Here is a 25,156-nt window from a genome sequence, read left to right on the forward strand (position 1 = left end):
CGATGATCACTGGTACCTCCGTTGCAAACAAGGTCTGTGCCATGCGTCGTCTGCTCGGATTCGCGCTGCTGATCGCGCTCGCCGGTTGTCCGGCGGACGACCAGGGCGGCCCCGACGCGACGACGTCCGCCGGCCTGGCGGTCGGATGGAAGTCCGATCCGGCGCAGATCCCGGGCCCGGTCGAGGACAACCTCGAGCTGGACAGCGCGGTCTTTCACCTCCGCAACCTGCGGGTCATCGGCGACGCTGGGGCCGGCGACCCGCGCACCACCGCGCCGGTGGTCGAGCTGGGCTGGGGCTCCGAGACCAGCCCGAAGACCGTGGGCTTCCCCGACGCCCCGCCCGGCCTGTACGGCCGCATGCTGTGGACGATCGACCGCGGCGCCGACCCCAGCGCCTGGGAGCTGCGCGGCACGGTCCAGATCGGCGCCACCACCGAGCCCTACGTCATCCGCGACACCGAGCCGCTGGCGATCGACCTCGACTTCGAGATCATGGCCGAGGCCGGCGTCCAGACCACGATCGTCGTGCGGGCCGAGCTCGACCACGCGCTCGATGAGGCCGACTTCGCGGCCGCGCCGGTGATCGCCGGGGTCCGCACGATCGAGCCGGGCGACGCCCAGCTGCCGGGCATCCGCGCCAAGATCGTCGACGCCTTCGGCGTCCACCAGGGCGATCAGTAGTCGCTCAGCGCGGGCGACGCCCAGCTGTCCGCGCCAAGATCGTCGACGCTTTCGGCGTCCACCCGCCCGATCCGTCGTCGCTCAGCGCGGGCGCCGTCGCCGCGCGCGCGCCGTCGCCGCGACCAGGGCCAGCGCGCACGCCCACGGGAACGCTGGCACCGACCACGGCCCCAGCGCGAAGCCGTCGACGAGGCGGACGTCGTCGATCAGCACGTCGACGCCCGGCGGGCGCGCGGGATCGACGTCGACCAGGCGGCCGCGGCGGTGGACCCGGCCGAGCGCGTCGCCGATCGAGCTGACGCCGGTGTTGCTGGCGCGCACCAGATCGCGGCGGAGCTCGACCGCGCGCAAGGTCGCCAGCGCCAGGGCCTGGTGGGGCGCGGCGCTGGCGCCGAACCAGGCGTGGTTGGCGACGGTGACCAGCAGGTTGGGATCGCCGGCGCGGCCCATCGCGGCGACGTGATCGGGCAGGATGTCCTCGTAGCAGATCAGCGGGCCGATCCGCAGGTCGCCGTCGGTGAGCACCCGGGGCCCGAGGCCGGGCTGGATGTCGGGCCAGTCGGGGGTGCGGGCGCGCAGCCGCGCCGCCCACGCCGGGAACCGATCGCGCATCGGGATGTACTCACCGAACACGACCAGCCGGACCTTGTCGTAGGTGCCGCGGATGGCGCCGTCGCCGGCGACCAGCACGGCGCTGTTGAACACGTGGGCCTCGCCGAACGGGTGCGACAGCGCGCCGAACAGCAGCCGGCCGCGGTAGCGGCCGCGCAGGTCCCAGGGGTGGCCGCTGGGGTAGATCTGGGTCTGGGCGCGATCGAACAGGAACGGGAACGCGCTCTCGGGCCACACCACCAGCTCGGCGCCCTGATCGCCCGCGCGCTCGGTGGCCTCGCGCAGGGTCTCGAGCAGGTTCGCGCCCTCGACCTCGCGGCGCTTGATCGGCACCAGCCCGAAGTTCGGCTGGATCACCGCGACCCGCAGCGTCGGCGCCGCCGTCCGCGTCCGCGCGACGTGCCACGCGCGCAGCCCGCCGAGCGCGATCACGCCGACCGCGATCGCCGCCGCGAGCTGCACCGCCCGGGCGGGGCGCTGGCGCGTCGCCAGGGCGCGGGCGCCCTCGACCAGGACGCCGCCGATGAGGACGATCAGCGCCGTCACCGCGGGTGGGCCGCCGAGCTCGGCCACCTGGATCAGCGGCCACGCCGGCACCACCGCCATGCCGAGGTACCAGGGGAACACGAACGGGATGACCGCCTCGGCCAGCGCGAACGTCAGCGGCGCCGCGAGCAGCGGTGACACGCGCGCGCGCTGCAGCCACGAGGTGGCGAGGCCGGCGAGCGCGAACACCGACGCCTGGTACGCCGCGGTGATGACCAGCACCAGCCAGCTCGAGCCGGGGCCCGCGCCGGCGAAGCGGCCCATCACGTCGAGCGCCCAGCCATTGCCGACCAGGTTGATCGCGAACCCGGCCAGCCACGCGGTCGCCATCGCCGTGCGGCGGCGGGCGGCCGTCACCGCCAGGTACAGCGCCGCGGTGCCGAGCAGCGCCAGCGGCCAGAGGTCGTGCGGCGGCGTGGCCAGGATGATCGAGGTCGCCGCGATGCCCGCGAGCGCCACGTGTTCGAGCCCTGCCCGCCATCGCGCCGGCGGCGCGCTACTCGTTTCGGCCACCGCGATTGGGGTCCTGGGCGATGGCGGGTTCGATCATCGGATCCGGCGGCGTCGGCGGCCCCGGCATCGCCAGCGGCGTGGTCCCCTGCGGCGGGTGCGCGGGGTCGGGCATCAGGGACGGCGGCACCGCCGCCGCCTCGGGCGTGGCGCCGGGATCGGCCGCCGTCGGCGCGGTCGACGGCGGCGGCGGCTGCCAGGTCCGACGCGCCGGCCCGGCCACGTCGGTCAGCGGCGCCGCCTCGGCCTTGCCGCTGGGGGCGTCCGGCAGCCGCGGCACCCGGCGCAGCTCGAGCAGCATCATCACGGCCAGGCCCAGCACCAGCGCGGCGAGGGCGCCGAGCGCGATCGTCAAGCCCTTCATGACGGCGCGCTCATCGCAAGGCGATCATACCATCAACCGATCACGGACGACCTGATCCAGCGGATCGACGGACGCGCGGCGGTCACAGCAAGAGCGCGTCCTCGATGTCGTCGAACGCGCCGGCGCGCCAGCGGGCCAGCGGGCTGCGGCCGCGCAGCAGGTTGTCGGTCTCGGCCAGGACCGCGCCCAGGTCGACCAGCCAGCAGTAGGGATCGGCCGGCGAGCGCGTGCCGATCTCCTCGGGTAGATCGATCGGTGGCATCCACGCGGCCATCTTCTGGGTGGCGCCGGCCAGCAGCCCGCGGACCGCGACGTTGGCCAGGCGGCTGCCGAGCAGGCGATCGAACGCCGACGGGCGGCCGCCGCGGACCACGTGGCCCAGCACGGTGACCCGGGTCTCGATCGACGACGGGTCGGTGCCGGGCACCCGCTCGCACAGCCGGGCGTCGACCAGCGACTTCAGGCGATCGATCGCGATGGCCACGCCCTCGGCCTTGATGATGATGACCCGGCGCGACCGGCGCGCGCGCTGCCGCACCGCCAGGACCGTGTCGACGATCGAGTCGACGATCGCCGCCTCGGAGCGGCCGGCCTCGGGGAACAGCGCCAGGTCGGCGCCGGCGGCGATGGCCGAGGTCATCGCCAGGTAGCCGCAGTCGCGGCCCATGACCTCGATGATGAACGTGCGATCGTGGGCGGTCGCGGTGTCGGCGATCTTGTCGCAGGCCTCGACGATCGTGTTCATCGCGGTGTCGACGCCGATCGACAGGCCGGTCAGGCCGAGGTCGTTGTCGATCGACGCCGGGATGCCGACCACGCGCGGCGCGTCGGGGCCGGCCTCGTCGGGGTCGGCCAGCGCCTGGGCGCCGGTCAGCGAGCCGTTGCCGCCGATCACGACCAGGCCGTCGATGCCGCGTGCGCGCAGGATCGCGCGGGCTCGATCGCGCACCGGCCGCTCGTGGAACTCCTTGCACCGCGCCGAGCCCAGCATCGTGCCGCCCTCGCGCAGGATGCTGCCGACCTCGGTCGCGGTCAGCGGCACGACCGCGTCCTCGAGCAGGCCGCGGTAGCCGCGCTCGATGCCGACGACGTCGACCCCGGCGGCCCGGGCCACGAGCGTGGCGGCGCGGACCGCCGCGTTCATCCCGGGGGCGTCGCCGCCGCTGGTGAGGATGCCGATGCGCTGCAGCGTGGTCATGGCGCGCACTGTAGCCGTGCGCCGGGGCTGTGGCACAGTCGAGGGGTGCCCATCCACGTCGAGTCCAGCGGTCCCGTCGCCACCGTCGTGATCGATCGCCCCGACGTCAAGAACGCGGTCGATCGCCCCACCGCCGACGCGCTGGCCGAGGCGTTCCGCGCGTTCGACGCCGATCCCGACGCGCGCGTCGCCGTGCTCTTCGGCGATCACGGCACGTTCTGCGCCGGCGCCGACCTCAAGGCGATCAGCGCCGGGCGCGGCAACCGGGTCGCGGTCGACGGCGACGGGCCGATGGGGCCGACCCGGATGGTCCTGACCAAGCCGGTGATCGCCGCGATCGCCGGCCACGCCGTCGCGGGCGGGCTCGAGCTGGCGCTCTGGTGCGATCTGCGGGTGGCCGAGGACGACGCGATCCTGGGTGTGTTCTGCCGCCGCTGGGGCGTGCCGTTGATCGACGGCGGCACGATCCGCCTGCCGCGGGTGATCGGCATGGGCCGGGCGCTCGATCTGATCCTGACCGGGCGCGCGGTGACCGCGGCCGAGGCCCTGGCGATGGGCCTGGTCAACCGGGTCGTGCCCAAGGGCACCGCGCGGGCTGCGGCCGAGGCCCTGGCCCACGAGCTGGCGGCGCTGCCGCAGGGCGCGCTGCGCGGCGATCGCCTGAGCGCGTACGAGCAGTGGGATCTCGACGTGCCCGCGGCGCTGACCAACGAGCTCGATCACGGCGGTCGGGCGCTGATGGAGGGCGTGGCCGGCGCGGCGCGCTTCGCCGGCGGCGCCGGGCGCCACGGCGGCGAGGCGTGAGGATCGTCGTGGCGCTGCTGGTCGCGGCGGTCGCCACCGGCTGCGTCGTCCGGTACCTGAAGGGCCCGCAGCTCACCGGCACGTGCGGTGGCGCCTGCGATCACTACGTCACGTGCCGGGGCAGCGAGGACGGCGGCGTGCGGGCGGCGTGCCAGGCCGAGTGCCCCGAGGTGTTCAGCGATCGCGACAGCCTGATGTCGTTCGAGAGCCTGTCGTGCGAGGCGACGCTCGAGTTCGTCGAGGGGCCGGCCCGGCGCCCGCTCGGCAGCCCGGCGTCGACGGTGACCGGCGCGCGCTGAGCCGGTTCACCGCGCCGCGTCGGCGGCGGCGGCGCGGGCCTCGCGGCGCCACGCCGCGATCAGCACCAGCCCGCACACGAACACCGACAGGTTGAACGCCAGGCGCGTGGTCACCGGCCAGATCGCGGCCGCGGCCGCGGCCAGCGCCAGCGGCGCGGCGGCGAGCAGGCGGCCGTAGGTCACCATCACCGCGGTCGCCATGATCAGATCGAGCGTCATCATCGTCGCCGCGGGCAGGCCGACGTGGAGCCCGAAAGTGCGGCTGGCGACCAGCGCGGCGATCACCGTGATGATCATGCGCCCGGCCGCGGCCGACACCGCGTTGCCGAAAATGCCGCGCCGCCCCAGCGCCGACGCGATCACGACGACGGCCAGCGCCACCGCGGCGTTGCGGCGGAGCGTCACGGGATCGGGCTGGTGCCCCAGGTCGGCGCCCGCCACCAGCGTCTGGATGAACATGCCGACCATCAGGACGAGCAGGCTGACGTAGACGACCGTGCGCTCGCGCAGGCCGACCCGCTGATCGCGCGCGTGCACCGACGCGGCGGTCGCCGCCTGCTGCGCGCCCATCACCTCGCGCCGCCGCGCCAGCGCGGCCTGGCGAGCGCGGTCACCCGGCAGCTCGGTCGCCAGCGCCGTCGCCGCGGGGAGGTTGTCGCGCTCGAGCTCGAAGTCGAACAGCGCGGCGCGCAGCCGGCCCAGGCCGTGCTGGGCCGCGGGGTTGGTGGGCCACGTCGCCAGGGCCTCGTCGAGGCCGAACCGCGCCACGTCGGCCAGCCGGTAGATCTCGGCGACCGCGGGCGCCGAGGTCCCGTCGAGCCGCGCCAGGGTCGCGCCCAGCTCGTCGACGCGGTCGCACGCCGCGACCGCCAGCCGGCGCGAGGTCTGGTGGGTGAGGAAGCTGGTGAGCTCGGTGGCGAGCGCTGACGCCGACGGGTACCGATCGGCCGGCGCCCGCGCCATCGCGCGGTCGATGATCGTCGCCAGCTCCGCCGGCACCGCCGGCTCGACCACGGCGATCGGTCGCGGCGGTCCGGCGATGACCTGCTTCCAGACCGGATCGTCGGTGTGGGCCGAGTGGGCGCCGCTCTGGTCGTAGGGCGCGGTCATGGCCACGAGCTGGTACAGGAGCGCGCCCAGCGCGTAGATGTCGGCGCGTAGATCGACCCGATCGCCGCGGGCCTGCTCGGGCGGCATGTAGCAGGGCGTGCCCAGCACGCTGCCGAGCGAGGTCAGGCGCGGATCCGCCGGGGTCGCGCGCGGCGCCATCGGCGCCTCGGCCTGATCGAACGGGAGCGCCAGGCCCCAGTCGATCACGACGACCTCGCCGAACGCGCCGATGATCACGTTGGCCGGCTTGAGGTCGCGGTGGATGACCCGCTGGCTGTGGGCGTAGGCGACGGCGTCGGCGATCGCGACCACGGCCGGGATCAACGCCAGGCGTTCGTCGAGCGAGCCGCACGCCGCGATCGCCTTCGACAGCGGCTGGCCCTCGACCCACTTCATCGCGTACGACGGCACGCCGTCGGCGTCGAGGCCGAGGTCGTAGATCGGCACGATGCTGGGGTGGACCAGGCGGCTGGTCAGGCGGGCCTCGCGCAGGAACCGCACCGCCAGGCCGGGGTCGCGGTCGCGCAGCTGCTTGACCGCGACCTGGCGATCGAGCACGACGTCGTGGGCGGCGCGGATGTTCGCGAGGCCGCCGCGGGCCAGCTCGGCCCCGAGCTGGTAGCGCTCGGCGAAGCACGGCGTCGGCAGCTCGACCACCGGCGCCGGCAGCTCGAGCGGACCGAGCGTCAGGGTCTCGTCAGGGTCGGAGTCCGTGGCCACGTCCCGCCATCATACCGCGGCGTCGTGCGGGGCGGCGCCGCGCTCGAGCTCACCCGCGCTCGAAGTGGACGACGTCGATCAGGACCGTCGCCGAGAACAGCAGCGCGCGCAGCCGGGGATCGGCGACGCCGCCGAACTCGACCCAGAAATTGTCGGCCTGGGTGAACATCTCCTTGGCCAGGCCGCTCCACTTCTTCTGGATCAGGCCGACCTCATGCTCCTGCCCCGGCAGCAGGATCTTGAACGTCCACGGCCGCCAGAACGGGCCGAACAGCGTGGCCAGCTCCTCACCGTTGGCGCCCTCGACCGTGTACTTGCGGCGGAACCAGGTCCAGCGCTTCTGCAGCGCGCCGAGCAGCTGGCCGTCGGGCGTCGAGACCTCGAGCCGGTGGAACATGAACCGGAACGGGCGTCGCAGGGCCAGAATCTGGCGACCGGCGGTGACGTCCTCGACGTGCGAGCGGAACGGCCGGAACGAGGTCAGGAACAGGCGCTTGAGCAAGCTGCCGAAGCCCCGGCCTTGCTCCTGCACGTTGAAGACCGGGCTGCCGGCCTCGTCGTACACCGCGTAGGTGTTGCGGGCGTCGAGCGAGGTCAGGATCTCGAGCCAGCGCTTGCGCTGGCGCACCGACAGCCGGTTCGAGCGCACGAATGGGGCGATCGCGGCGTCGGCCGCGGGAACCAAGGAGTTGTCCACGGCCGCACAGTACACGCGCGCCCCGGCGCGTGCGATGGTTCGACGGTGATCGCGATGGAGCGGACCCACACCTGGCGCGACGATCAGGCGTGGATGCCGCGGTCGGTGCGCTGGGCCAGCCGTGGCGCGACCGCGGCGGTCTGGGGCGGCTCGGCCGCGCTCGTCGGCGCGTCGTTGATGGTGGCGCCGGCGCTGGTGCTGGTGTGGAAGGGCCTGGTCCTGGCGGGCGCGGGCGCGGCGGTCGCCGGCCGCCAGATCGGCCAGGCGATGTTCCAGCGCCAGCTCCGCAAGCTGGCCCGCGGCGACCTCAAGCTGGCCGAGGTCGACGCGCAGACCGAGGGCGAGCTGGTGGTGGTGCGCGGGCGGGTCGAGGCGGCCGCGCCGCTGACCGGCCTCCTGGTCGACGCCCCGGGCGTCTACCGGCGCATGGTCTGGGAGCCGAAAGGCCGCTGGGTCAGCGAGGCCGCGGTCGACTTCGCGCTGGTCGACGAGCGCGGCGACCGCGTGCTGGTCCAGGCGGCGGGCGCGCGGTGGCTGGTGGCCCCGCGCGAGCCGTGGACGTATCCACAGGCGCGGTTCGATCGCGACGGCGCGTCGTCGCCGATCCGCCAGCTCGCGCGCGCGTCCGGGGCGCCGACGATCCCGGCCGCCGAGCGGGTGCTGCCGGTCGGCGCCGAGGTCCAGGTGGTCGGCTACAAGACCGCCAGCGCCGACGTCGGCGGCGCGGTGATCGACTACCGCCTGCCGCCCCAGCGCGCGACCCTGCGGTCCGGGCCCGAGCTGCCGGTGGTGATCACGTTGGTCGACGATCTCGAGCGGCGCGACCGCGACGAGTGAATCGATCGGCGTCGCCGCGCGGCTGATCAGCTGCCGTCGGCCTCGAAGCCGGCGCGGGTGTGCGAGCCGTCGCAGTAGGGCTTGTTCTGCGAGTGGCCGCACCGGCACAGCCAGGTCTCGGTGACGCGGCCGCAGGTGCGGCCGGTGCCGGTGACCAGCTCGAGGTTGCCGGTGACCTGCAGCGGCCCGTTCTTGTGCGGCTGGATCTCGACGTCGCCGTCGCGGACCGCCAGCGCCGGCGCGTCGACGCTCGCGGGCTCGCCGGTGGCCTGGAAGCCGGCCGCGGTGTGGCTGCCGTCGCAGTACGGCTTGCGCTTGCTGGCGCCGCACCGGCACAGGGTCGCGCGCAGGCGCGGCGCCTCGTCGGCGATGCGCAGGTCGCCGTGGAACGCCAGCGGCCCGTGCTCGCGGACGCGCACGAGGTTGACGATCGGCGGCCGCTCGTCGGGCTTGCCGTCCTTGCGCCGGTAGGTGATCGCGCCCGACGGGCAGCTCTGCGCCAGCGCGGCGAGCTCGTCGGCCGTGGCGCGCTCGGGGTGCAGCCAGGCGCCGGCCACGTTGGGCACGAACACGTCGGGCCGCCCCAGCACGCACGCGCGCGAGTGGATGCACCGGCGCGCCTCGAAGGACAGCTCGACGTCGTCGCTCTCGACTCGCTCGATCTCGTCTTGGGCCATGGCGCGAGGGTCGCCAATCCCGCGCGTCGGCGCAACTCGTCGCGGGCGTCGCTCAGCCGGCGACGCGCTCGGCGCAGCGGGCCGCGAGCGCCATGATCGCGATCTGCGGGTTCACGCCCAGGTTGGTCGGGAACACGCTCGAGTCGGCGACGTAGAGCCCGGCGGTGGTGTGGTGGCGGAAGTCGGGGCGCACCACGCTGGTCGCGGCGACGCTGCCCATCCGCGCGGTCCCGAACAGGTGGGTCATCGACATCGTGTAGGCGCTCGGCGCGAGCGGGCCCTCGGCCTCGAGCCGCGCCAGCGCCGCCCGATCGCGGACGACCTCGTCGAAGCCGGCCACGCCCGGGTAGACCTCGACCGCGCCGGCGGCCAGGAACTGCTCGCCCAGCACGCGCACCGCGCGCCGGGTCCGGCGGACGTCGTCGTCGGTCAGCGCGTAGGTGACCAGCGGGCGGCGGCGCCCGGGTCGGACCCGACCGCGGCCGCTGGCGCGCACCGCCGCGCCCCAGACCGCGTAGCGATCGAGCTCGGCCAGGCGCCGCGCGAGCTCGGCGCCGACGCCGGGCAGGCGCCCGGCCAGGAGCCCGAGGTCGAAGCCCAGCGCCTCGAGCTTGAGGCCAAGGCCGCGGTAGCCGGTGACCTCGTGGCCCTGGGTCGCGCCCTCCCACGCGCGCACCGGCTGCTCGAAGCGCGCGGTCACCGACACGCCCGGGTGCGCGGTGAGCCCGTCGCCGACCGGGCCGTGGGTGAGCCCGCTCGCGCGCAGCAGGCACGGCGTCTGGATCGCGCTCGCGGCCAGCACGACCGCGTGGCGGGCGCGCACGACCAGCGGCGCGCCGCAGGCGGTGACGCCGCGGATCGCGACCGCGCGGCCGCGGTGGCGCTCGATCCGCTCGACCCGGCAGCCGGCGAAGATCCGCGCGCCGGCGGCGACGGCGTCGGGCAGGAGCGTGCGATCCATCGACAGCTTGGCGCCGTGCGGGCAGCCCTGCAGGCAGCGCCCGGCCCCGACGCAGGCGTGGGTGTTGCGGCGGATCGGGCGGTGGGCGACGCCGGTCGCGTCGGCGCCGCGCGCGAGCAAGAGGTTCTTGGCGCCGGCGATCGCGGCGTCGGTGGGTCGCACGTGCAGGCGGGCCTCGAGCCGGGCCTCGTGGGCGGCGATGACCTCGGGCGGCAGCGCGTCGGCGAGCCCGGGATCGGCGGCGGCCCAGGCCGTCAGGATCTCGGGCGGCAGCCGCCAGCAGATCGCGCCGTTGATCACCGAGGTGCCGCCGACCGCGCAGCCCTGCAGGTACGGCATGGTCGCGCGGCCGAACGCCAGGGACGTGCCCATGTCGCGGTACAGGGCCGCCATCGCCCGCACCGCGCTGGCCTCGACCTGCGCCGGCGCGGTGTGGTGGCCCTCCTCGACGATGATCACCCGCACGCCGCGCGCGGTCAGCTCGGCGGCGACCGTGGCGCCGGCCGGGCCCGAGCCCACGATCACCACGTCGGCCTCGGCCTCGAGCCGCCGCTGCACCGTCCGGCCGTCGACGGCGACGAGCGCGGTCACGGCGCGCCGCCCGGCGCGAACCGCGCCCGCACGGCCGGATCGTCGAAGTACGCCAGGCACGCCAGGGTCTTCATCGTCGTCACCGCCTGGCGCACGAAGTAGCGGCCGTCGCGCGCGACCGCGGCGACGAACCGGGCCTGCTCGTCGGGGCTCAGCTTGAAGAACGGCCTGCGGTAGCCGGCGATGACCGGCAGGAACACCAGCGTGTGCAGCATCGGCCGCAGCCCGGCGCGCACCATCGGCGCGGCCGCGCCGTCGAACGCGCGCCAGAACGTCGCGCGATCGATCGCGGCGAACGCCGGCAGGCCGTCGCCGCCGCCGGTGGCGACGATCGCCGCGAACAGCTGCTCGGCCCACGCGCGCTCGGTCGCGGTCAGGATCAGCGGGCTGGCCGCGGGGCGCTCGTACGGCACCTCGGTGATGCGGTGGTCGCGCTCGAGCGTGAAGTAGCTGGGGAACTCGACGCAGCGGCCGGCGACGACCAGGTAGCTGACGCCGATCAGCTCATCGGCCGAGCCCGGCGTCAGCGCCACCAGCGGATCCTTGATCGCGCGCATGGTCAGGTCCGGCACGCGGCCGCGGCCGTAGTCGATGATCAGGCCGCGATCGAACCCGGGCGGCGTCGGCACCCCCGCGGTCGGGATGACCTCGTAGTGCCACTCGGTGACCGGGCGGCCGCGGCGGGTGCGCGGGCGGCTGGGCGCGTCGACGCCGTCCTGCTCGAGCCGCACGTTCCAGCCCAGCAGGCGCCCGGTGCCGGGCTCGCGCCAGAACGTCTTCTGGAACGTCTTCCAGCTCAGGCGCTCGAGCAGGCGCGGCAACGCCAGGCTGGTGCCGCGGTAGGCCCAGCCGGCCAGCTCGTCGGGATCGACCGGGTGGCCGCGCACGATCTGCTCGCGCAGCTCGCGGGGCGTGGCGGTGCGCAGCGCGCGCGCGGTGGGCATGGTGGCAGCGTACCGCGGGCGCGGTCAGCTCGGCGCGGGCGTGGCCGCCAGCCCGGGGCGATGGCGACGGCGTGGCGCACCCCGAGCGCTCGCCCCCGGCGAGGACCGGCGAGCTCGGCTGCGAGCGCCCGGTCGCGGCGCGCGACGTCACGGTCGGGGCCGACCCAGCGCGTGCCCGCGCGGGCGACGCCACGACCTGCACGCGGCCGCGGGCGACGCCACGACCGGCACGCGGCCGCGGGCCGCCTACGGGCCGCCTACGGGCCGGCGATGACCGCGGCGTACGCGTGGTACGCCGCGCGCGGCACGCCGCGATCCGGCGCGCCGTCGGGACCGACGATCCCGAAGTCGACGCCGTGCGAGTCGTACCAGAAGGTCTTGGCCCACCACGGCCGGGTCGCCATCGCGTCCATCACGCCGGTCAAGAGCGTCGCCTGCTCGGCCTCGGTCACGTCGGTGCGGCTCCAGCCGATCTCGGTGATCCACAGCGGCTTGTGGCCGTGGCCGCGGGCGATCAGGAACTCGTGCAAGGCCTCGATCTCGGCGGCGCGGCCGGCGACCGTGTCGCCGCCGTCGTACTGGTGGTGGGTGATCACGTCGAGCTGGCCGCCGGCCGCGTCGAGGATCGGCCCGAGCCACGCGGTCCGCTCGTCGCCCGCGCTCGACAGGTCGGGCCCGCACGTCACCATCTCCGGCGCCTCCAGGTGGATCGTGAACAACCCCGGGACCAGGATCTCGGACAGGTACTGGGTCCTGGTGCCGTTCCAGAACTGGCGCAGGTTGGGCTCGTTCCACACGCCGAGGCACGCGACGCGGCCGCGGTAGCGCCGGACGACCTCCCGCACGAACGCCACGTAGTCCGCCGGATCGCGCGGCGGCGCGGCGCGATCGGTCACGCCCGAGGCCCAGGCCGGCGTGTACGCGATCGACGCCATGAGCGCCAGGCCCAGGCGATCTGCGTCGGCGACCACGCGGTCGACGTCGGTCCAGTCGTACTGGCCGCGCTGGGCCTCGATCACGTCCCAGTCGACGTCGACGCGGTGCCAGCGGATGCCGATGGCGGCGAAGCGGTCGAACAGATCGTCGCCGGCCAGGTGGCTGTCGAGCCCGTACGGCGACGGATCGAGCGCGAGCACCCGCGGCGGGTTGACGCCGGCGTCGATCGTCGGCGGCGCGGCGTCGGGCGCGCCCGGGTCGGCGCCACCACACGCCGCCAGCCCCAGCAAGATCGTGAGCGCAGGTCGCACCGCGTGACGATACACGCGCCGGGCGGCGCGGAGATCACGGGATCGGGAGGCGCGAGGCGGAGGCGGGAGGCGGGAGGCGCCGAGGCGCCGAGGCGACGGGGCGCCATCGCGCGGGACCTTGAACAGCGTCCCGCGGGCGCGGTCAGCTCGGCGCGGGCGCGTCGGCATCGGGGCCGTCGGCGTCGTCGGCCGCCGCGTCGTCGTCGGCGCCGGCATCGTCGGCATCACCGTGACCGTCGGCGGCGTCGCCGTCGTCGGCGTCGTCGCCCAGGCCGCGGGCGGCGTCGGTGTCGCGCACGGCCCACCAGCGGCTGAGCTGGGGCCACAGGCCGGCGGCGGCCTTCTTCGACACCACCGCGCCGACGTGGCCGCCGCGCAGGTGGAGCTGGGCCTGGTCGGGCGAGCTCACGTGCGCGAGCAGCGCGGTGGCGGCGGCGGTCGGGACGATGTGGTCGTGCTCGAACGTGACCGCGAGCACCGGGCAGTCGATCGCGTCGAGCCGGGCCGGCTTGCCGCCGAGCCGCATCGTGCCGGCGACCAGCGCGTTGTCGCGGTAGAGGTCGCCGATGTAGCGGCGGTAGCACGCGCCCGGGAACGACACGTTGTCGTTGCCCCAGCGCTCGGTGGCCATGAACCCGTCGAGGAACTCGTCGTCCCACGCGCGATCGAGCAGGCCGACCAGCTTGGCCAGGTTGGCGGTGGGCTTGAGCAGCTGGAACGACGCCTGCATCAGCGGCCACGGCACGTTGCCGAAGCCGTCGACCAGCGCGTCGACGTCGAAGCCGGGGCTGCGGGTCCACGTGGCCAGCAGGCCGCCGTGGGCGAAGTCGATCGGCGCCGCCAGCGCCACCAGCGACGCGACCCGCGCGGGCTCGGCGGCGGTGTAGATCGTCGCCAGCGTGCCGCCCAGGCAGTAGCCGAGCACGTGGCACACGCCGTCGGGGGAGTAGGCGGCGGTCTTGCGGACCGCGCGCCCGAGGTAGCGGTGGCACACGTCGTCGAACGTGACGAAGCGGTCCTCGGCCGTCGGCGTGCCCCAGTCGATGATGAAGACGTCGTGGCCAGCCGCGACCAGGTACTCGACGAAGCTGCGCCCGGGCGCGAGGTCGAGCACGTAGTAGCGGTTGATCAGCGACGGCACCAGCAGGATCGGCGTGCGCCAGCGCTCGGCCGGCGGGCGGGTCGCGCGGTAGCGCAGGAGCCGCCACTTGTTCTCGCGCCAGACCTCGTCGCACGGCGTCAGCCCGACCGCGGGCGGACCGCGCCGGGCCCGCGCGGCCAGGGCCAGCAGGCTCGACAGGATCCCGGGCGGGCGGTGCGTGGTCATCCGTACAGGGCCTCGAAGCGGTCGCGGTAGCGATCGTACACCGCCTTGCGGCGCAGCTTGAGCGACGACGTCAGCAGGCCGCCCTCGACGGTGAGCGGCTCGTCGGCGATCCAGAACTTCTTGATCGACTCGAACCGGGCCAGGTCGCGGTTGACCCGCTCGACCGCGGCGGCGACGGCGGCCTCGCGCTCGGCGGCCGCGACCGCGCCGCTGACCCAGACCGCCGCGACCAGGTAGGGCTTGGCGTCGCCGTAGACCACGACCCGCTCGATCGCCGGCTCGCTGACGAACCGGGCCTCGACGTTGACCGGCGGCACGTTCTTGCCGCCGGCGGTGACCAGGATGTCCTTCTTGCGATCGACGATCTGCAGGAAGCCGTCGTCGGTGAAGCGGCCGACGTCGCCGGTCTGGAACCAGCCGTCGTCGGTGAAGGCCCGGGCGGTGGCGTCGGGGTCCTTGTGGTAGCCGCGGAACACGCTCGGGCCGCGCGCCAGGATCTCGCCGTCGGCGGCGAGCTTGAGCTCGACCGACGGCAACGGCAGGCCGACCGCGTCGAAGCGGTAGCGCTCGGGGCGGTTGAGCGTGAGCGTCGGCGAGGTCTCGGTCAGGCCGTAGCCCTCGATCACGACCAGGCCGAGGTCGCGCAGCTGCTCCTTGATCTCGCGCTTGAGGCCGGCGCCGCCCGACAGCGCGAACCGCACCTGCCCGCCGGTGATGCGCGCGAACGCGGCGCGGCGGGCCGCGGCGTCACCGTCGGCGGCGGGGCCGGCGGCGGCGTCGACCGCGCGCGCCAGCTTCTCCCAGTAGGCCGGCACGCTCAGGAACACGTGCGGCGCGACCTCGGGGAAGACCGTCATGACGTCGGCGGGCGCGCACATCCAGCTCTCCCAGCCGAGCACGTTGCCGTTGCACAGCTCGCCCCAGCCGAAGATGTGCGAGAACGGCAGCCACAGGAGGTCGCGGTCGTCGGGCGCGAGCAGCGCCGCGTTGGAGCGCAGCCAGTCGGCGCCGTTGACGCCGACGTTGGCGTGCGACAGCGGCACGCCCTTGGGCGGCCCCGAGGTGCCGCTGGTGTAGAGCATCAGGCCGACGTCGTCGAGCGCGATCGCCGCGACCCGCGCGTCGACGACCGCCGGCTCGAGGCGGTCGGCGTGCTCGCCGCCGGCGACGAAGTCGGCCCAGGTGCCGTCGTCGAGCCCGATCGCGCGGACGTCGGTGTCGGCCGCGGCCAGCGCCGGGCGCTGGGCGGTCGAGACGAACACCGCCCGACAGCCGGCGTGATCGAGCACGTAGCGGGCGGCGGCGCCGGTCGAGGCCGGATAGATCGGCACCATCGTCGCGCCCGCGGCCTGGATGCCGAGGGCGGCGGCGGCCCACGCCACCGAGTTGCCGCCGAACATCGCGACGCAGTCGCCGGGACCGATGCCGCGACCGATCAGCCCGGCCGCGACCGCGCGGATCTGGCGCGCGAACTCGCGCCAGGTCACCGGCGCCCAGGTGCCGTCGGGCTGGTGCACGCGGAAGCGGACGCGGTCGCCGCGCGCGGCGACGTGATCGAGCACGGCGCACGGCGCCGGCCGGGGCGTGACCAGGGGTTCGACGTCCACGGCGACCTCCTACTTGCTGGCGGGCGCGTCGGCGCGGGCGTCGGCGAGCTGCTCTTCGAGATCGGCGATGCGGCTCTCGAGCTGGTTCAACTTGTGGAGCGAGCGCTCCTGATCGCGCCGGGTCGGCAGGCCGACCGCGGCCCACCAGGCGGCGGTGGCCTTGTCGGTGGCCGACTTGGTCTTCATCGCCACGGTCAGCATGTTGCCGGCGGGGCCGAGCACGGCCGGGTTGGCCAGCACCTGCTCGAGGTACGAGGCGGTGGCCGACTCCCAGGCCGCGAAGCCCTTCTTCCAGGTGTCCCAGAGGTTCATGTGCGGTCTCCGTCGCAGGTTGGCGTTGCTAGAGCGCGAGCCGGCGCAGGCTCGCGGCGGTGGTGAAGTCGTCGGCGGGCTCGTCGACGCGGCTGGTGGCGCGGCCGATCTCGCCGAAGCACTCGGAGAAGAACGCGGCCTGGCGCACGGTCGTGCTGCCGCCGCCGATCGCCGGCGTGCTGGTCACGGTCGTGCGCACGCGCATCGCCGCGGCGAACCGCACGTACGGCAGGTGCAGCTCGCCGCTGGCGTCGGCGGTGATGGTGTAGGTGTCGGTGCCGTTGTAGGGCAGGCCGCGCACGGTGCCGCCGGTGATCGTGCCGAGCTCGGTCCAGCGATCGCCGCGGGCCAGGGGCAGGCGCAGCACCGCGACCGGCGCGGCGTAGGGCAGGAGGGTCTTGCCGCCAGCTGGCGCCTCGAGCGCAGACGCCAGCCCCAGCAGGTACAGGCCGCGGTCGTCGGCGGCGTAGACGCCGTCGGTCGCGTCGTCGACCGGCAGCACGAACCGGCCGCCGGGGAACGACCCGGCGTACCACTGATCGTCGAGCGCGACCGCGGTCTGGTCGAGCAGCAGATCGCCGGCGCGATCGTCGCTCCAGTCCCACTGGCGATCGGCGCCGACGCCGCGGCCGGCCACGTCGACGGCGACGTCGGTCCCGACCCGGAAGGTCAGCGGTTGATCGAGCACGACCGGGACCTCGGCCGCGGTCAGCGCGCCGTCGAGATCCGGCACGCACGACGCCACCAGCGGCGGCGGGGTGTCGCCGACCGGCGTCAGGTTCTCGCCGCAGGCGGCGAGCGCGAGCGCGGCGAGCGCGGTGGTGATCGCGGTGCGCATCAGAAGTGGAACCCCAGGCGCAGGCGCACCAGCTGGGCGGCGCGGGCCTCGGCGCCGGTGGCGGGGTTGTCGAACGCGGCGCCCGGCGCGAGGACGGCGTAGTCGAGCGCGACCCGGAACGCCTCGCTCTCGTAGGTCACGCTGGGATCGAGCTCGACCCCGAGGGCGCGGGCGCCGCTGGGCGTCGAGGTCGGGGCCATCGCCCACGACGCGATCAGCGCGACGGTCGCGACGAACCGGGCGTGGCCGAGGTCGGCCAGCACCAGCCGCCCGTGCGGGCGCACGTACGCGGCGTCGGTGACGGTGCCGATCAGCTCGCGGAACAGGATGCGGTCGACGTGGTAGTCGGGGTGGAAGCGGAAGTTGTCGACGGTGGTGTCGCCGGGCGGACCGGCCTGGGGCCCGTCGACGTCGCCGGGGCGGGGCGCGGCGGCGCCGGGCGCCGGGAACGCGCCGAAGCCGGGCGCGTCGTCGCCGCTGGCCACGCCGGCGTCGAGGCCGACGCGGTGGACGCCGAACGCCAGCTCGCTCTCGAACGCCAGCCCGTACTGATCGGAGGTCGCGGCCTGATCGAGCAGCACGCCCGGGATCAGCGACGGCTGCTCGACCCGGGCGTGGGCGTAGGTGCCCTCGGCCTCGACCCGCAGCCGCGGCCCCTGGATGCGGGCCCAGGCGCCGGCGCTCGTGGCGCTGAAGCCGCGCACCATCAGCTGATCGGCGTCGATGGTCGGGCGCGGGCCGGCGGTCGGCAGGTAGTCGGCCGGCACGTCGCGATCCTGCCAGCGGTGCGACACGAACACGCCGTACTCGAACGTCGGCAGGCCGGCGGCGGCGCGGCGCAGGCGCACGGCCGGCGACTTCGCGCGCATCCACGCGGCGGTGACGGTGGTGACGTCGTCGGACGGCTCGAGATCGACGACGCGGGTGCCGCTGGCGCGCGGGCGGAACGGCCCCGACGAGCTCAGGTCCCACGCCAGCGCCAGGTAGTGGCCGGCCAGCGGCGTGATCAGCGCCAGGCGATCGGCGGTGTCGCCGCCGTCGCACTCCTCGCAGTCGCCGCCGTGGGCGGTCATGCCCAGGCCCCAGTGCGCGCCCATGCGCCCAGCCGCGACGATGCCGAGCGGGGTCAGCACCTCGCCCCACACCCGCTTGACCGCGATCGCGGTGGACGCGGCCTGGCCGCTCGAGGCCGCCGGCGTCGGCGAGCGGCCGGTGCCGACCTCGGGCGTCGCGCCCCAGCCGAGGTTGTCGAGCAGATCGATCCGGGCCTTGATCGCGACGCCGGAGCCGCGCGGGTAGATCGCCAGGTCGGTGCGCGCGCGCAGGTCGCCGCCATCGAGGACCTGGCCGCCGGCCAGCGGCACCGGGTAGAGCGGCTGGCCCGACGGCGTCAGGCCGCGATCGAGGTCGAGGTTGACGAGGGCCTCCTGTCGGATGCGCAGGTAGCCGTGCAGCTCGACGCGGGTGTGCTCGCTCGGGCTGGGCGAACGCGCGCGGCGTCAGCTCGATGCCGAGCATGGCCAGGTCGGGCACGGCCCCGGGCGCGAGCACCGCGGCGTCGTCGAGGCCGCTGGCGTCGGGCGGCTCGTCGGCGCGGGCGGTGGCGACGAGCGCGAGGACAGCCGACAAGGTCAGCGCGCGGATCACGGGGCCTCCGCGGGCGCCGCGGCGGGCTCGGGCTCGGCGTCGTCGAGGGGCGGCATCGCCGGTGCGGCCGTCGTGCTGGTCGCGCGGTCGGCGTCGAGGAACTCGACCAGATCGCGGGTGGTCGCGGTCGCGGCCTCGACCATCGGGATGTGGCCGCACGCCGGGTAGACGTTGAGGCGCGCGTCGGCGAGCGTGCCGACCAGGCGCTGGCCGTACGTCAGCGGCGTGACGCGATCGTCGTCGCCCCACAGCAGCAGCGTCGGCTGCGTGATCTCGTGGTAGCGCCGGCTCATCGCGGTGAAGCGCTGGTCGCGGGCGGCGGCCAGCGCCGCGGCGGTGGTGCCCGGGCGCGCCAGCTCGGCCAGCACGTGCTCGACCCGGGCCTGGGTGATGAAGCGCGCGTCGTGGTAGGCGAGGCCGATGCGGTCCTCGGCGTTGTTCTGGTAGTGCAGCGCGAACAGCACCTCGCCGAGGCCGCCGATCCGGGCCCAGCGGAAGAAGCTGGGCAGCTGCTCGTCGTAGACGTACGCGGCGTAGAGCGCGATGCGCCGCACCCGCGCCGGCTGCGCCAGCACCATCGCCAGGCTGACCGACGAGCCCCACGAGTGGCCGACGATCGAGACCTGGTCGACCCCGAGCTGATCGAGCAGGTGCCACACCAGCTCGGCCTCGGCCGCGGGCGAGTAGTCGCCGGGCGGGCGGCTGCTCCAGCCGAAGCCCTTCAGGTCGACCGCGATCACCCGGTGGTGCGCGGCCAGCGCGTCCTGGACCGGGCGCCACAGATCGATCGACGCGCCGTAGCCGTGGAGCATCACGACCGCCGGCCCCGAGCCGACCGCGCGGTAGTGCAGGTGCACGCCGTCGACGTCGGCGAACGTCGCGTCCGCGGGCGCGCCCGGCAGCGGACCGGCGTGGAACGACGGGCAGCCGGCGGCCGCCACGCCCACGGCCGCGGCCACGAGCGTGGCCCGCACGGTCACGGGATCAACCTCCAGACCTCGGCGGCGCTGGTGAACTCGCTCGCGGCCTCGTAGTCCTGCGAGCTGATCGTCGCGATCGTGCCGTAGCACTCGGCGGCGAACCCGAACGTGCGCTTGGTCGTGACGGCGACCCCGACGGTGCGGGTGAGGTCGGTCGCGATCCGCCGCACCGGGAACGGTCCGAACGGCGTGGTCATCGTGCCGACCGCGTCGACCCGGGCCTGGTAGCGCTCGGTGTAGAGGCTGGCCACGCCCAGCGCGACCCCGGTGACCGTGGTCGAGGTGGTCCACGCCGCCGACGGGCCCAGCGGCGTCGGCAGGAGCGGCACCGGTGGGGCGTAGCTCAGCTCGGTGCGCGTGACCCCGGCCTCGGGCGACACCACGCCCAGCAGCGCCAGGCCGCTGTCGTCGAGCCGCATCACGCCGAGCAGGTCGCTGTCGATCGACAGCCGGGCCGCGTAGCTGGCGGTCGGGAAGCTGGCGGCCCACCACGCGCCGGTCGGCGCGAGCAGCGTGGTCGAGACGTCCTGGTCGCCGGGCAGGGCGGCGGCGAGGGTCCAGGCGCGGTCGCCGCCCGCGCCTTGCTGGCCGGCGGTGTCGACGGTGACGTCGGTCGCGATGCGGAAGCGCGCGGTCTGGCCGGCCATCATCGGCAGCTCGGCGCGGGTCAGGGTGCCGTCGTGATCGGGCTGGCACCCGAGCGGGGCGTCCGGGCCGGGCGTGCCGTCGGTGCCGGCGTCGACGCCGTCGTCCGGCGCGCACGTGTGATCGGCGCGGCAGAAGCCCGACGGGCAGTCGCTGCCCAGGTCGCAGCGGTCGGGGTCGGAGCCGGCGCACGCGGTCACCAGGGCGGCGGCCAACAGGGTCACGAGATGGTGCTGTGCAGCAATCTTCTGCATGAGTGGGGCTCGATCGCGGGCCAAGCTACGCGCGGGCAGCCCCGGTGTCAACCGGAATATTGCATCGCAACAAAACGGTAGCTTGATCACCGGCCGTGGCCCGGATACGGTGCGCCCCGTGCCGCCTGTCCTGATCAAGAAGTACGGCAACCGCCGTCTGTACGACACCGGCGAGAGCCGCTACATCACCCAGGACGAGCTGGCGGCGGCGATCAAGCGCGGCGTCGACGTGCGCGTGGTCGACGCCAAGACCAACGAGGACCTGACCCAGGCCACGCTGGCGCAGCTCGTGCTCGAGAACGCCAACGCCGCCCGGGCGCTGCCGGTCGCGCTCCTGACCCAGCTGATCCGCCTCGACGACGACGCGCTGGTCGAGTTCTTTGGCCGCTACGTGACCTCGGCGCTCGAGATGTACCTGACCGCCAAGCGCGGCGTGCAGTCGCTGGCCCAGGCGTCGCCGCTGATGCGCGTGCCCCTGGGCGCCACCGACGCCCTGGCCCGGATGTGGATGCAGTCGCCGTTCGCCCAGGCCGGCGGCTTCGGCGGGTTCCCGGGCTTCCCGCCCGGCTTCGGCCCCGGCCCCAGCGCCCCCGCGCCGTCGGGGTACGAGCCCGAGCCGCCACCGCCGCCGCCGCCGCCGGTGGATCCGACCGATCAGCTCGCGGCGATGCGGCGCGAGCTCGACGAGCTCAAGAAGGCCATGCGCGGCGACGGCGTCGGCAAGCCCGGCGCGAAGCGCAAGCCGAAGCGTGACGCGTAGGCGCCGGAGTCGAGGTCGGCGTCGGCGACGCGGTCGGGGAACGGGGGCGCGTCGGCGTCGGCGTCGGCGCCGGCGCCGGCGTCGGAACCGGAGCCGGAGCCGGAGCCGGAGCCGGAGCCGGAGCCGGAATGCTGCGGAAGCGAGCAGAAATTCCGCACCGCATGCACTTCCCTTGAATATCGTATTTATTCAAATGGTTACGAAGCATGTCGCCGAGGCGAAATGTTGCACTGCACAAGATCGCCCTTGACCTCCCCCCGCGCCGTCCCTATGGTGGGCGCCACGGAGGAATGAAGATGAGCAAGCAAGCCGACACCGACACCAACACCACCAGCAACGCCACCGCCAGCACCGCCAGCAAGGCCAGGTCGCCGTTCGACTTCCCGTTCGCCATGCCGGCCATGCCCGACGTGTTCGCCCAGATGATGCGCGACCAGATCGCCCGCACCCAGGCGATGATGGGCGAGCTGGCCACCTACGAGGGCGTCGCGATCGCCCGGGCCCGCGTCGCCGTCGACGAGCTGGCGCGCCTCGCCGGCGACTCGATCTCCTACTTCGGCCAGCTCTCGAGCGAGTGGCGCAAGCTGTCGCTCGAGGCCGTGCAGCGCACCGCCGACGCGTTCGCGCCCAAGGCCTGAGCCGCGAGGGATCGATGACCCCGACGCCGATCGCCATCGCCCAGCGCCTGGTCCGTGACCTGGCCGCAATCGCCACCGACGCGGCCGCCGACGCCACCGGCGCCAGCGCCGCGCGGCCGGCGCCGGTCCTCATGCCGACCCCGAAGGACGTGATCGCCCGCGAGGGCACCGCGTCGCTGTACCGCTTCGTCGGCGCCGGCCCGCGCCGCGGCAAGCCGATCCTGCTGGTGCCGTCGCTCATCAACCAGTGGTACGTGCTCGACCTGCGCCCCGGCGCCAGCTTGATCGCGGCCCTGGTCGAGGCCGGCCTCGACGTGTTCTGCCTCGACTGGGGCGCGCCCGAGGACGAGGACCGCTACCGCACCTGGGACGACACCCTGGCGCGGCTCGACCGCATGGTGCGCCGCACGCTGCGCACCGCCGGCGCGACCTCGGTCGGCCTGCTCGGCTACTGCATGGGCGGCACGCTCGCCACGATCTACGCCGCGCTCCACCCGGCGCGCATCGCCGCGCTGGTCGACCTGGCCGGGCCGATCGACTTCGCCCAGGGCGGCCTGCTCCGGACGATGGTCGACCGCCGCTGGTTCGACGCCGACGCGATCGCCGACGCCGGCAACGTCTCACCCGAGCAGATGCAGTCGGGCTTCACCGCGCTGCGGCCGACGATCGAGCTGGCCAAGTGGGTGGGGATGCCCGAGCTGACGCTCGACCCGGTCGCGCACGCGGGCTTCCGCGCGCTCGACGCCTGGGCCAGCGACAACATCCCGTTCCCGGCCGCCGCCTACCGCACGTACATCGGCGAGCTGTACCAGGACAACCGCCTGGTCGCCGGCACCCACCGCGCGCTCGGCCGCGCGGTCAAGCTCGACGCGATCCGCTGCCCGACCGCGGTGATCGTCGCCGACCGCGACACGATCTGCCCGCCGGCGGCCGCGACCGCGCTGCTCGATCACGTCGCCACCAGCGACAAGACCACGCTGCGCGTGCCCGGCGGCCACGTCGGCGCCGTGGTCGGCGGCCGCGCCGCGCGCGAGCTGTACCCGGCCCTGGCCCGCTGGCTCGACGCCCGCCTGACGACGGCGTAAGGTCCGCGCACCAGCGCGGCGCCCTGCGCCAGCCACCCCTTTCCGACGAGAAATTCCATGAAGCTGTCCGATCTCAAGATCATCGTCACCGGCGCGGCCCAGGGCATGGGCGCGCACTTCGCGCGTCGCCTCGCCGAGGCTGGCGCCCAGGTCGCCGCCGGCGACGTCAAGGACGACGGCCTGGCCGCGCTGGCCGAGTCGTGCCAGGGCCTGCCCGGCAAGGTCCACGTCCGCAAGCTCGACGTGGCCAGCGAGGCCGACGTCGGCGGGTTCGTCGAGTGGGCCAACGGCGCGATGGGCGGCCTCAACGGCCTCATCAACAACGCCGGCATCCTGCGCGACGGCCTGCTCGTCAAGAAGGACCGCACCACCGGCGCGATCACCAAGATGACCAAGGAGCAGTGGGACGCGGTCATCGGCGTCAACCTGACCGGCGCGACCTACATGGTCCGCGACGTCGTGGCCAAGATGGTCGAGACCGAGCAGCGCCCGGGCGTGATCGTCAACATGTCGTCGGTGGCCCGCCACGGCAACCGCGGCCAGTCGAACTACTCGGCCGCCAAGGCCGCGCTCGCCGCCAACACCGTGACCTGGATGCGCGAGTTCGGTCAGTTCGGCATCCGCGTCGGCGCGGTCGCGCCGGGCATGATCGAGACCCCGATGACCCAGGGCATGAACCAGAAGGCGCGCGACGCGCTGGTGGCCAACATCCCGGTCGGCCGCATCGGCGTGCCCGAGGACATCTGGGTCGCGGTCAAGTTCGTGCTCGAGTGCGACTACTTCAACGGCCGCACCATCGACGTCGACGGCGGGCTGGTGATGTGACGCGCGCGGGCGTCGCGACGCCCGCCAGCCCGGGGTTTGGTGGGGCCGACGCCAGCGGGCAGGTGCCGGGGAACCGGCGCTCGGGCGACCCCGACGGCGCCTCCCAGGACGCGAACTCCCGCCGCGTGGGTCGGTGCTCGCCCGCAGCAGCTCCGGCGCTAGCGCGCGGCGGGCGCGGCGGCGGTGCCGCTGAACCCGCGGATCAGCTTGACCAGCTCTTCCACGACCGCCGGCTTGTCCTGCAGGTCGGTGGCGGCCGGCATCATCGAGTTCAGCCCGACCGCGGCGCCGCCGGCGACGATCGTCCGGGTCAGGTCGGCGTCGGTCACCGCGGCCTGCCAGGTCGCGTCGGTGTAGTCGCGCGGGCGCGGGTTCATCGACAGCGCCGCGGCGCCGTCGCCGCGACCGCCGACGCCGTGGCACATCGCGCACCGGCTGGCGAAGATCTTCCGGGCCTCGCTGGCCGGCGTCACCGCGACCGGCGCGGTCATCGAGCCGGCGGTCGGCGGGCGGGCCGCGATCGGCGCGACCGGCGGCGGCGCCGCGGCCGGCGGCGCGTCGCCCTTGCTCGAGCACGCGGCCACGAGCAGGGCGATCAGCAACAGCGTGCGTGCCATCATCGCGGTCACAGGATCCAGAACGGCTTGGCGCCCGCGAACAGCACCGTGTCCTGGCCGGCGTCGGCGTCGGTCAGGTGCAGCTCGATCATCACGCCCCGCTTGGTGGCGCCGTTGTGCGGGTGGTGCTCGGTGACCTCGCCCTCGAGGATCGACACGACCTTGCCGACGGCGCTGCAGCGCACCAGGCCCCACTTGCAGCGGTACAGGGTCGTGCCCGGGCGGGCGTTGCCGAGGTTCTCGTACGGGACGAACCCGACGACGACCTCGGCCGCGCGGGCCTTCAAGAAGTACGAGGTCGACAGCCGGGCGATCTGCGTCTTCTGGTCGGCGATCTGGCGATCGAGCGTGCGCGCGGCCAGCTCGGCCGCGACCCGGTCGTCGGCCGCGCCCTCGCGCTCGAGGATCGCGCGGTCGAGCTCGCGCCGCGCCGTCGCGGTCGCGGCCCCGTGGCCGGCCGCGGTGATGGCCGGGCCGACCTCATCCTCGAACGCCTGGCTCGCGGCGATCGTGCGATCGATCCGGGCCAGCTCGGACGCGGTGCGGGCGCGGTCGACCTCGAGCGTGGCCAGCCGCTCCTCGGCCACCGCCAGCTCGCGGGTCGCCAGGGCCACCTTGTCGTGGCGCGGCGACAGGATCACCGGCCGCACCCAGGTGTGGTCGAGGAAGTAGTAGAGGTTGACGACCACGTACGCGATCAGCCCGACCAGGATGATCGCGAGGGCCGCGATCCCGACGAGCTTGTACAGCTTCACGATCAGCGGCTGGAGCGCCAGGCGCAGCTTGGGGGCCCGCGACGCGGGGGTCGACATGACGCGCCA

General features: G+C 74.7%; 26 protein-coding genes. 8 read left to right on the forward strand and 18 right to left on the reverse strand.

The genetic code is table 11. The annotated features are described in order from the left end of the window. The first annotated feature begins 41 nt into the window (after positions 1 to 41). Complete coding sequence (locus IPL61_17630; protein ID MBK9033060.1) at positions 42 to 683, forward strand: hypothetical protein; 642 nt, start codon at positions 42 to 44, stop codon at positions 681 to 683. 81 nt (positions 684 to 764) lie between these two features. On the opposite strand, the gene lnt is transcribed toward IPL61_17630, so the two are convergent. The 3 genes from lnt to IPL61_17645 all read right to left on the reverse strand — a co-directional run bounded on the left by lnt (position 765) and on the right by IPL61_17645 (position 3,913). Continuing rightward, complete coding sequence (gene lnt / locus IPL61_17635) at positions 765 to 2,300, reverse strand: apolipoprotein N-acyltransferase (protein MBK9033061.1); 1,536 nt, start codon at positions 2,298 to 2,300, stop codon at positions 765 to 767. Between the two features lie 37 nt (positions 2,301 to 2,337). Then, positions 2,338 to 2,715, reverse strand: coding sequence for a hypothetical protein (locus tag IPL61_17640; protein ID MBK9033062.1), 378 nt, complete (start codon positions 2,713 to 2,715; stop codon positions 2,338 to 2,340). Between the two features lie 82 nt (positions 2,716 to 2,797). Then, positions 2,798 to 3,913, reverse strand: a complete 1,116-nt coding sequence (locus IPL61_17645; protein MBK9033063.1) for a 6-phosphofructokinase — start codon at positions 3,911 to 3,913, stop codon at positions 2,798 to 2,800. Between the two features lie 45 nt (positions 3,914 to 3,958). Here IPL61_17645 and IPL61_17650 point away from each other — a divergent pair, with 45 nt between their 5' ends. Together IPL61_17650 and IPL61_17655 are read left to right on the forward strand one after the other, a co-directional pair. Continuing rightward, positions 3,959 to 4,717, forward strand: a complete 759-nt coding sequence (locus IPL61_17650) for a crotonase/enoyl-CoA hydratase family protein (GenBank protein MBK9033064.1) — start codon at positions 3,959 to 3,961, stop codon at positions 4,715 to 4,717. Then, positions 4,714 to 5,016 carry a hypothetical protein gene (locus IPL61_17655; protein MBK9033065.1) on the forward strand — a complete coding sequence of 101 codons (303 nt, stop codon included), beginning with the start codon at positions 4,714 to 4,716 and terminating at the stop codon, positions 5,014 to 5,016. Before IPL61_17650 ends, IPL61_17655 begins: the two co-directional genes overlap by 4 nt. A gap of 6 nt (positions 5,017 to 5,022) precedes the next feature. Here the strand turns inward: IPL61_17655 and IPL61_17660 are convergent, their stop codons facing one another. Together IPL61_17660 and IPL61_17665 are read right to left on the reverse strand one after the other, a co-directional pair. Further along, positions 5,023 to 6,846: a serine/threonine protein kinase gene (locus IPL61_17660; protein MBK9033066.1), complete on the reverse strand. Its 1,824-nt coding sequence runs from the start codon at positions 6,844 to 6,846 to the stop codon at positions 5,023 to 5,025. Between the two features lie 49 nt (positions 6,847 to 6,895). Continuing rightward, positions 6,896 to 7,543 (reverse strand): scramblase, encoded by a 648-nt coding sequence (locus IPL61_17665; protein ID MBK9033067.1) that lies wholly within the window; start codon positions 7,541 to 7,543, stop codon positions 6,896 to 6,898. A 45-nt stretch (positions 7,544 to 7,588) separates the two neighbouring features. On the opposite strand from IPL61_17665, the gene IPL61_17670 reads away from it, so the two are divergent. Next, entirely contained in the window at positions 7,589 to 8,380 is a 792-nt protein-coding gene (locus IPL61_17670) for a hypothetical protein (GenBank protein MBK9033068.1), read from the forward strand. Between the two features lie 26 nt (positions 8,381 to 8,406). Here the strand turns inward: IPL61_17670 and IPL61_17675 are convergent, their stop codons facing one another. From IPL61_17675 to IPL61_17725, 11 genes are all read right to left on the reverse strand, one after another. Beyond that, positions 8,407 to 9,057: a CDGSH iron-sulfur domain-containing protein gene (locus tag IPL61_17675; GenBank protein ID MBK9033069.1), complete on the reverse strand. Its 651-nt coding sequence runs from the start codon at positions 9,055 to 9,057 to the stop codon at positions 8,407 to 8,409. Between the two features lie 52 nt (positions 9,058 to 9,109). Beyond that, positions 9,110 to 10,609, reverse strand: coding sequence for a GMC family oxidoreductase (locus IPL61_17680; GenBank protein MBK9033070.1), 1,500 nt, complete (start codon positions 10,607 to 10,609; stop codon positions 9,110 to 9,112). Then, complete coding sequence (locus IPL61_17685) at positions 10,606 to 11,553, reverse strand: hypothetical protein (protein ID MBK9033071.1); 948 nt, start codon at positions 11,551 to 11,553, stop codon at positions 10,606 to 10,608. The genes IPL61_17680 and IPL61_17685 overlap by 4 nt, the downstream gene beginning before the upstream one ends. Positions 11,554 to 11,810: 257 nt before the next feature. Continuing rightward, a complete protein-coding gene (locus IPL61_17690) occupies positions 11,811 to 12,800 on the reverse strand; it encodes a hypothetical protein (protein ID MBK9033072.1) in 990 nt (329 codons plus the stop codon). A 142-nt stretch (positions 12,801 to 12,942) separates the two neighbouring features. After that, positions 12,943 to 14,127 (reverse strand): alpha/beta fold hydrolase, encoded by a 1,185-nt coding sequence (locus tag IPL61_17695; protein ID MBK9033073.1) that lies wholly within the window; start codon positions 14,125 to 14,127, stop codon positions 12,943 to 12,945. After that, positions 14,124 to 15,734, reverse strand: coding sequence for an AMP-binding protein (locus IPL61_17700; protein ID MBK9033074.1), 1,611 nt, complete (start codon positions 15,732 to 15,734; stop codon positions 14,124 to 14,126). Before IPL61_17700 ends, IPL61_17695 begins: the two co-directional genes overlap by 4 nt. A gap of 9 nt (positions 15,735 to 15,743) precedes the next feature. Continuing rightward, the gene (locus IPL61_17705; protein ID MBK9033075.1) at positions 15,744 to 16,046 is read right to left on the reverse strand and encodes a hypothetical protein; all 303 of its coding nucleotides are present in this window, start codon (positions 16,044 to 16,046) and stop codon (positions 15,744 to 15,746) included. A 28-nt stretch (positions 16,047 to 16,074) separates the two neighbouring features. Next, on the reverse strand, positions 16,075 to 16,884 hold the full coding sequence (locus IPL61_17710) for a hypothetical protein (GenBank protein ID MBK9033076.1): 810 nt from the start codon (positions 16,882 to 16,884) through the stop codon (positions 16,075 to 16,077). Beyond that, positions 16,884 to 18,338 (reverse strand): TIGR04551 family protein, encoded by a 1,455-nt coding sequence (locus IPL61_17715; protein MBK9033077.1) that lies wholly within the window; start codon positions 18,336 to 18,338, stop codon positions 16,884 to 16,886. The genes IPL61_17710 and IPL61_17715 overlap by 1 nt, the downstream gene beginning before the upstream one ends. 189 nt (positions 18,339 to 18,527) lie before the next feature. Further along, positions 18,528 to 19,511, reverse strand: a complete 984-nt coding sequence (locus tag IPL61_17720; protein MBK9033078.1) for an alpha/beta fold hydrolase — start codon at positions 19,509 to 19,511, stop codon at positions 18,528 to 18,530. Then, positions 19,508 to 20,380 (reverse strand): hypothetical protein, encoded by an 873-nt coding sequence (locus IPL61_17725; protein MBK9033079.1) that lies wholly within the window; start codon positions 20,378 to 20,380, stop codon positions 19,508 to 19,510. The genes IPL61_17720 and IPL61_17725 overlap by 4 nt, the downstream gene beginning before the upstream one ends. A 148-nt stretch (positions 20,381 to 20,528) precedes the next feature. On the opposite strand from IPL61_17725, the gene IPL61_17730 reads away from it, so the two are divergent. From IPL61_17730 to IPL61_17745, 4 genes are all read left to right on the forward strand, one after another. Continuing rightward, on the forward strand, positions 20,529 to 21,170 hold the full coding sequence (locus tag IPL61_17730) for a hypothetical protein (protein ID MBK9033080.1): 642 nt from the start codon (positions 20,529 to 20,531) through the stop codon (positions 21,168 to 21,170). A gap of 296 nt (positions 21,171 to 21,466) precedes the next feature. Then, on the forward strand, positions 21,467 to 21,808 hold the full coding sequence (locus IPL61_17735) for a hypothetical protein (protein MBK9033081.1): 342 nt from the start codon (positions 21,467 to 21,469) through the stop codon (positions 21,806 to 21,808). Positions 21,809 to 21,822: 14 nt separating this feature from the next. Continuing rightward, a complete protein-coding gene (locus tag IPL61_17740) occupies positions 21,823 to 22,893 on the forward strand; it encodes an alpha/beta fold hydrolase (protein MBK9033082.1) in 1,071 nt (356 codons plus the stop codon). A gap of 57 nt (positions 22,894 to 22,950) precedes the next feature. Further along, a complete protein-coding gene (locus IPL61_17745) occupies positions 22,951 to 23,718 on the forward strand; it encodes an SDR family oxidoreductase (GenBank protein MBK9033083.1) in 768 nt (255 codons plus the stop codon). Between the two features lie 158 nt (positions 23,719 to 23,876). Here the strand turns inward: IPL61_17745 and IPL61_17750 are convergent, their stop codons facing one another. Then, complete coding sequence (locus tag IPL61_17750) at positions 23,877 to 24,338, reverse strand: c-type cytochrome (GenBank protein MBK9033084.1); 462 nt, start codon at positions 24,336 to 24,338, stop codon at positions 23,877 to 23,879. 5 nt (positions 24,339 to 24,343) lie between these two features. Continuing rightward, positions 24,344 to 25,147 carry a hypothetical protein gene (locus tag IPL61_17755; protein ID MBK9033085.1) on the reverse strand — a complete coding sequence of 268 codons (804 nt, stop codon included), beginning with the start codon at positions 25,145 to 25,147 and terminating at the stop codon, positions 24,344 to 24,346. Positions 25,148 to 25,156: the final 9 nt, after the last annotated feature.

The sequence above is a fragment of the Myxococcales bacterium genome (assembly GCA_016717005.1).
In the GTDB taxonomy this organism is placed as follows: domain Bacteria; phylum Myxococcota_A; class Polyangia; order Haliangiales; family Haliangiaceae; genus UBA2376.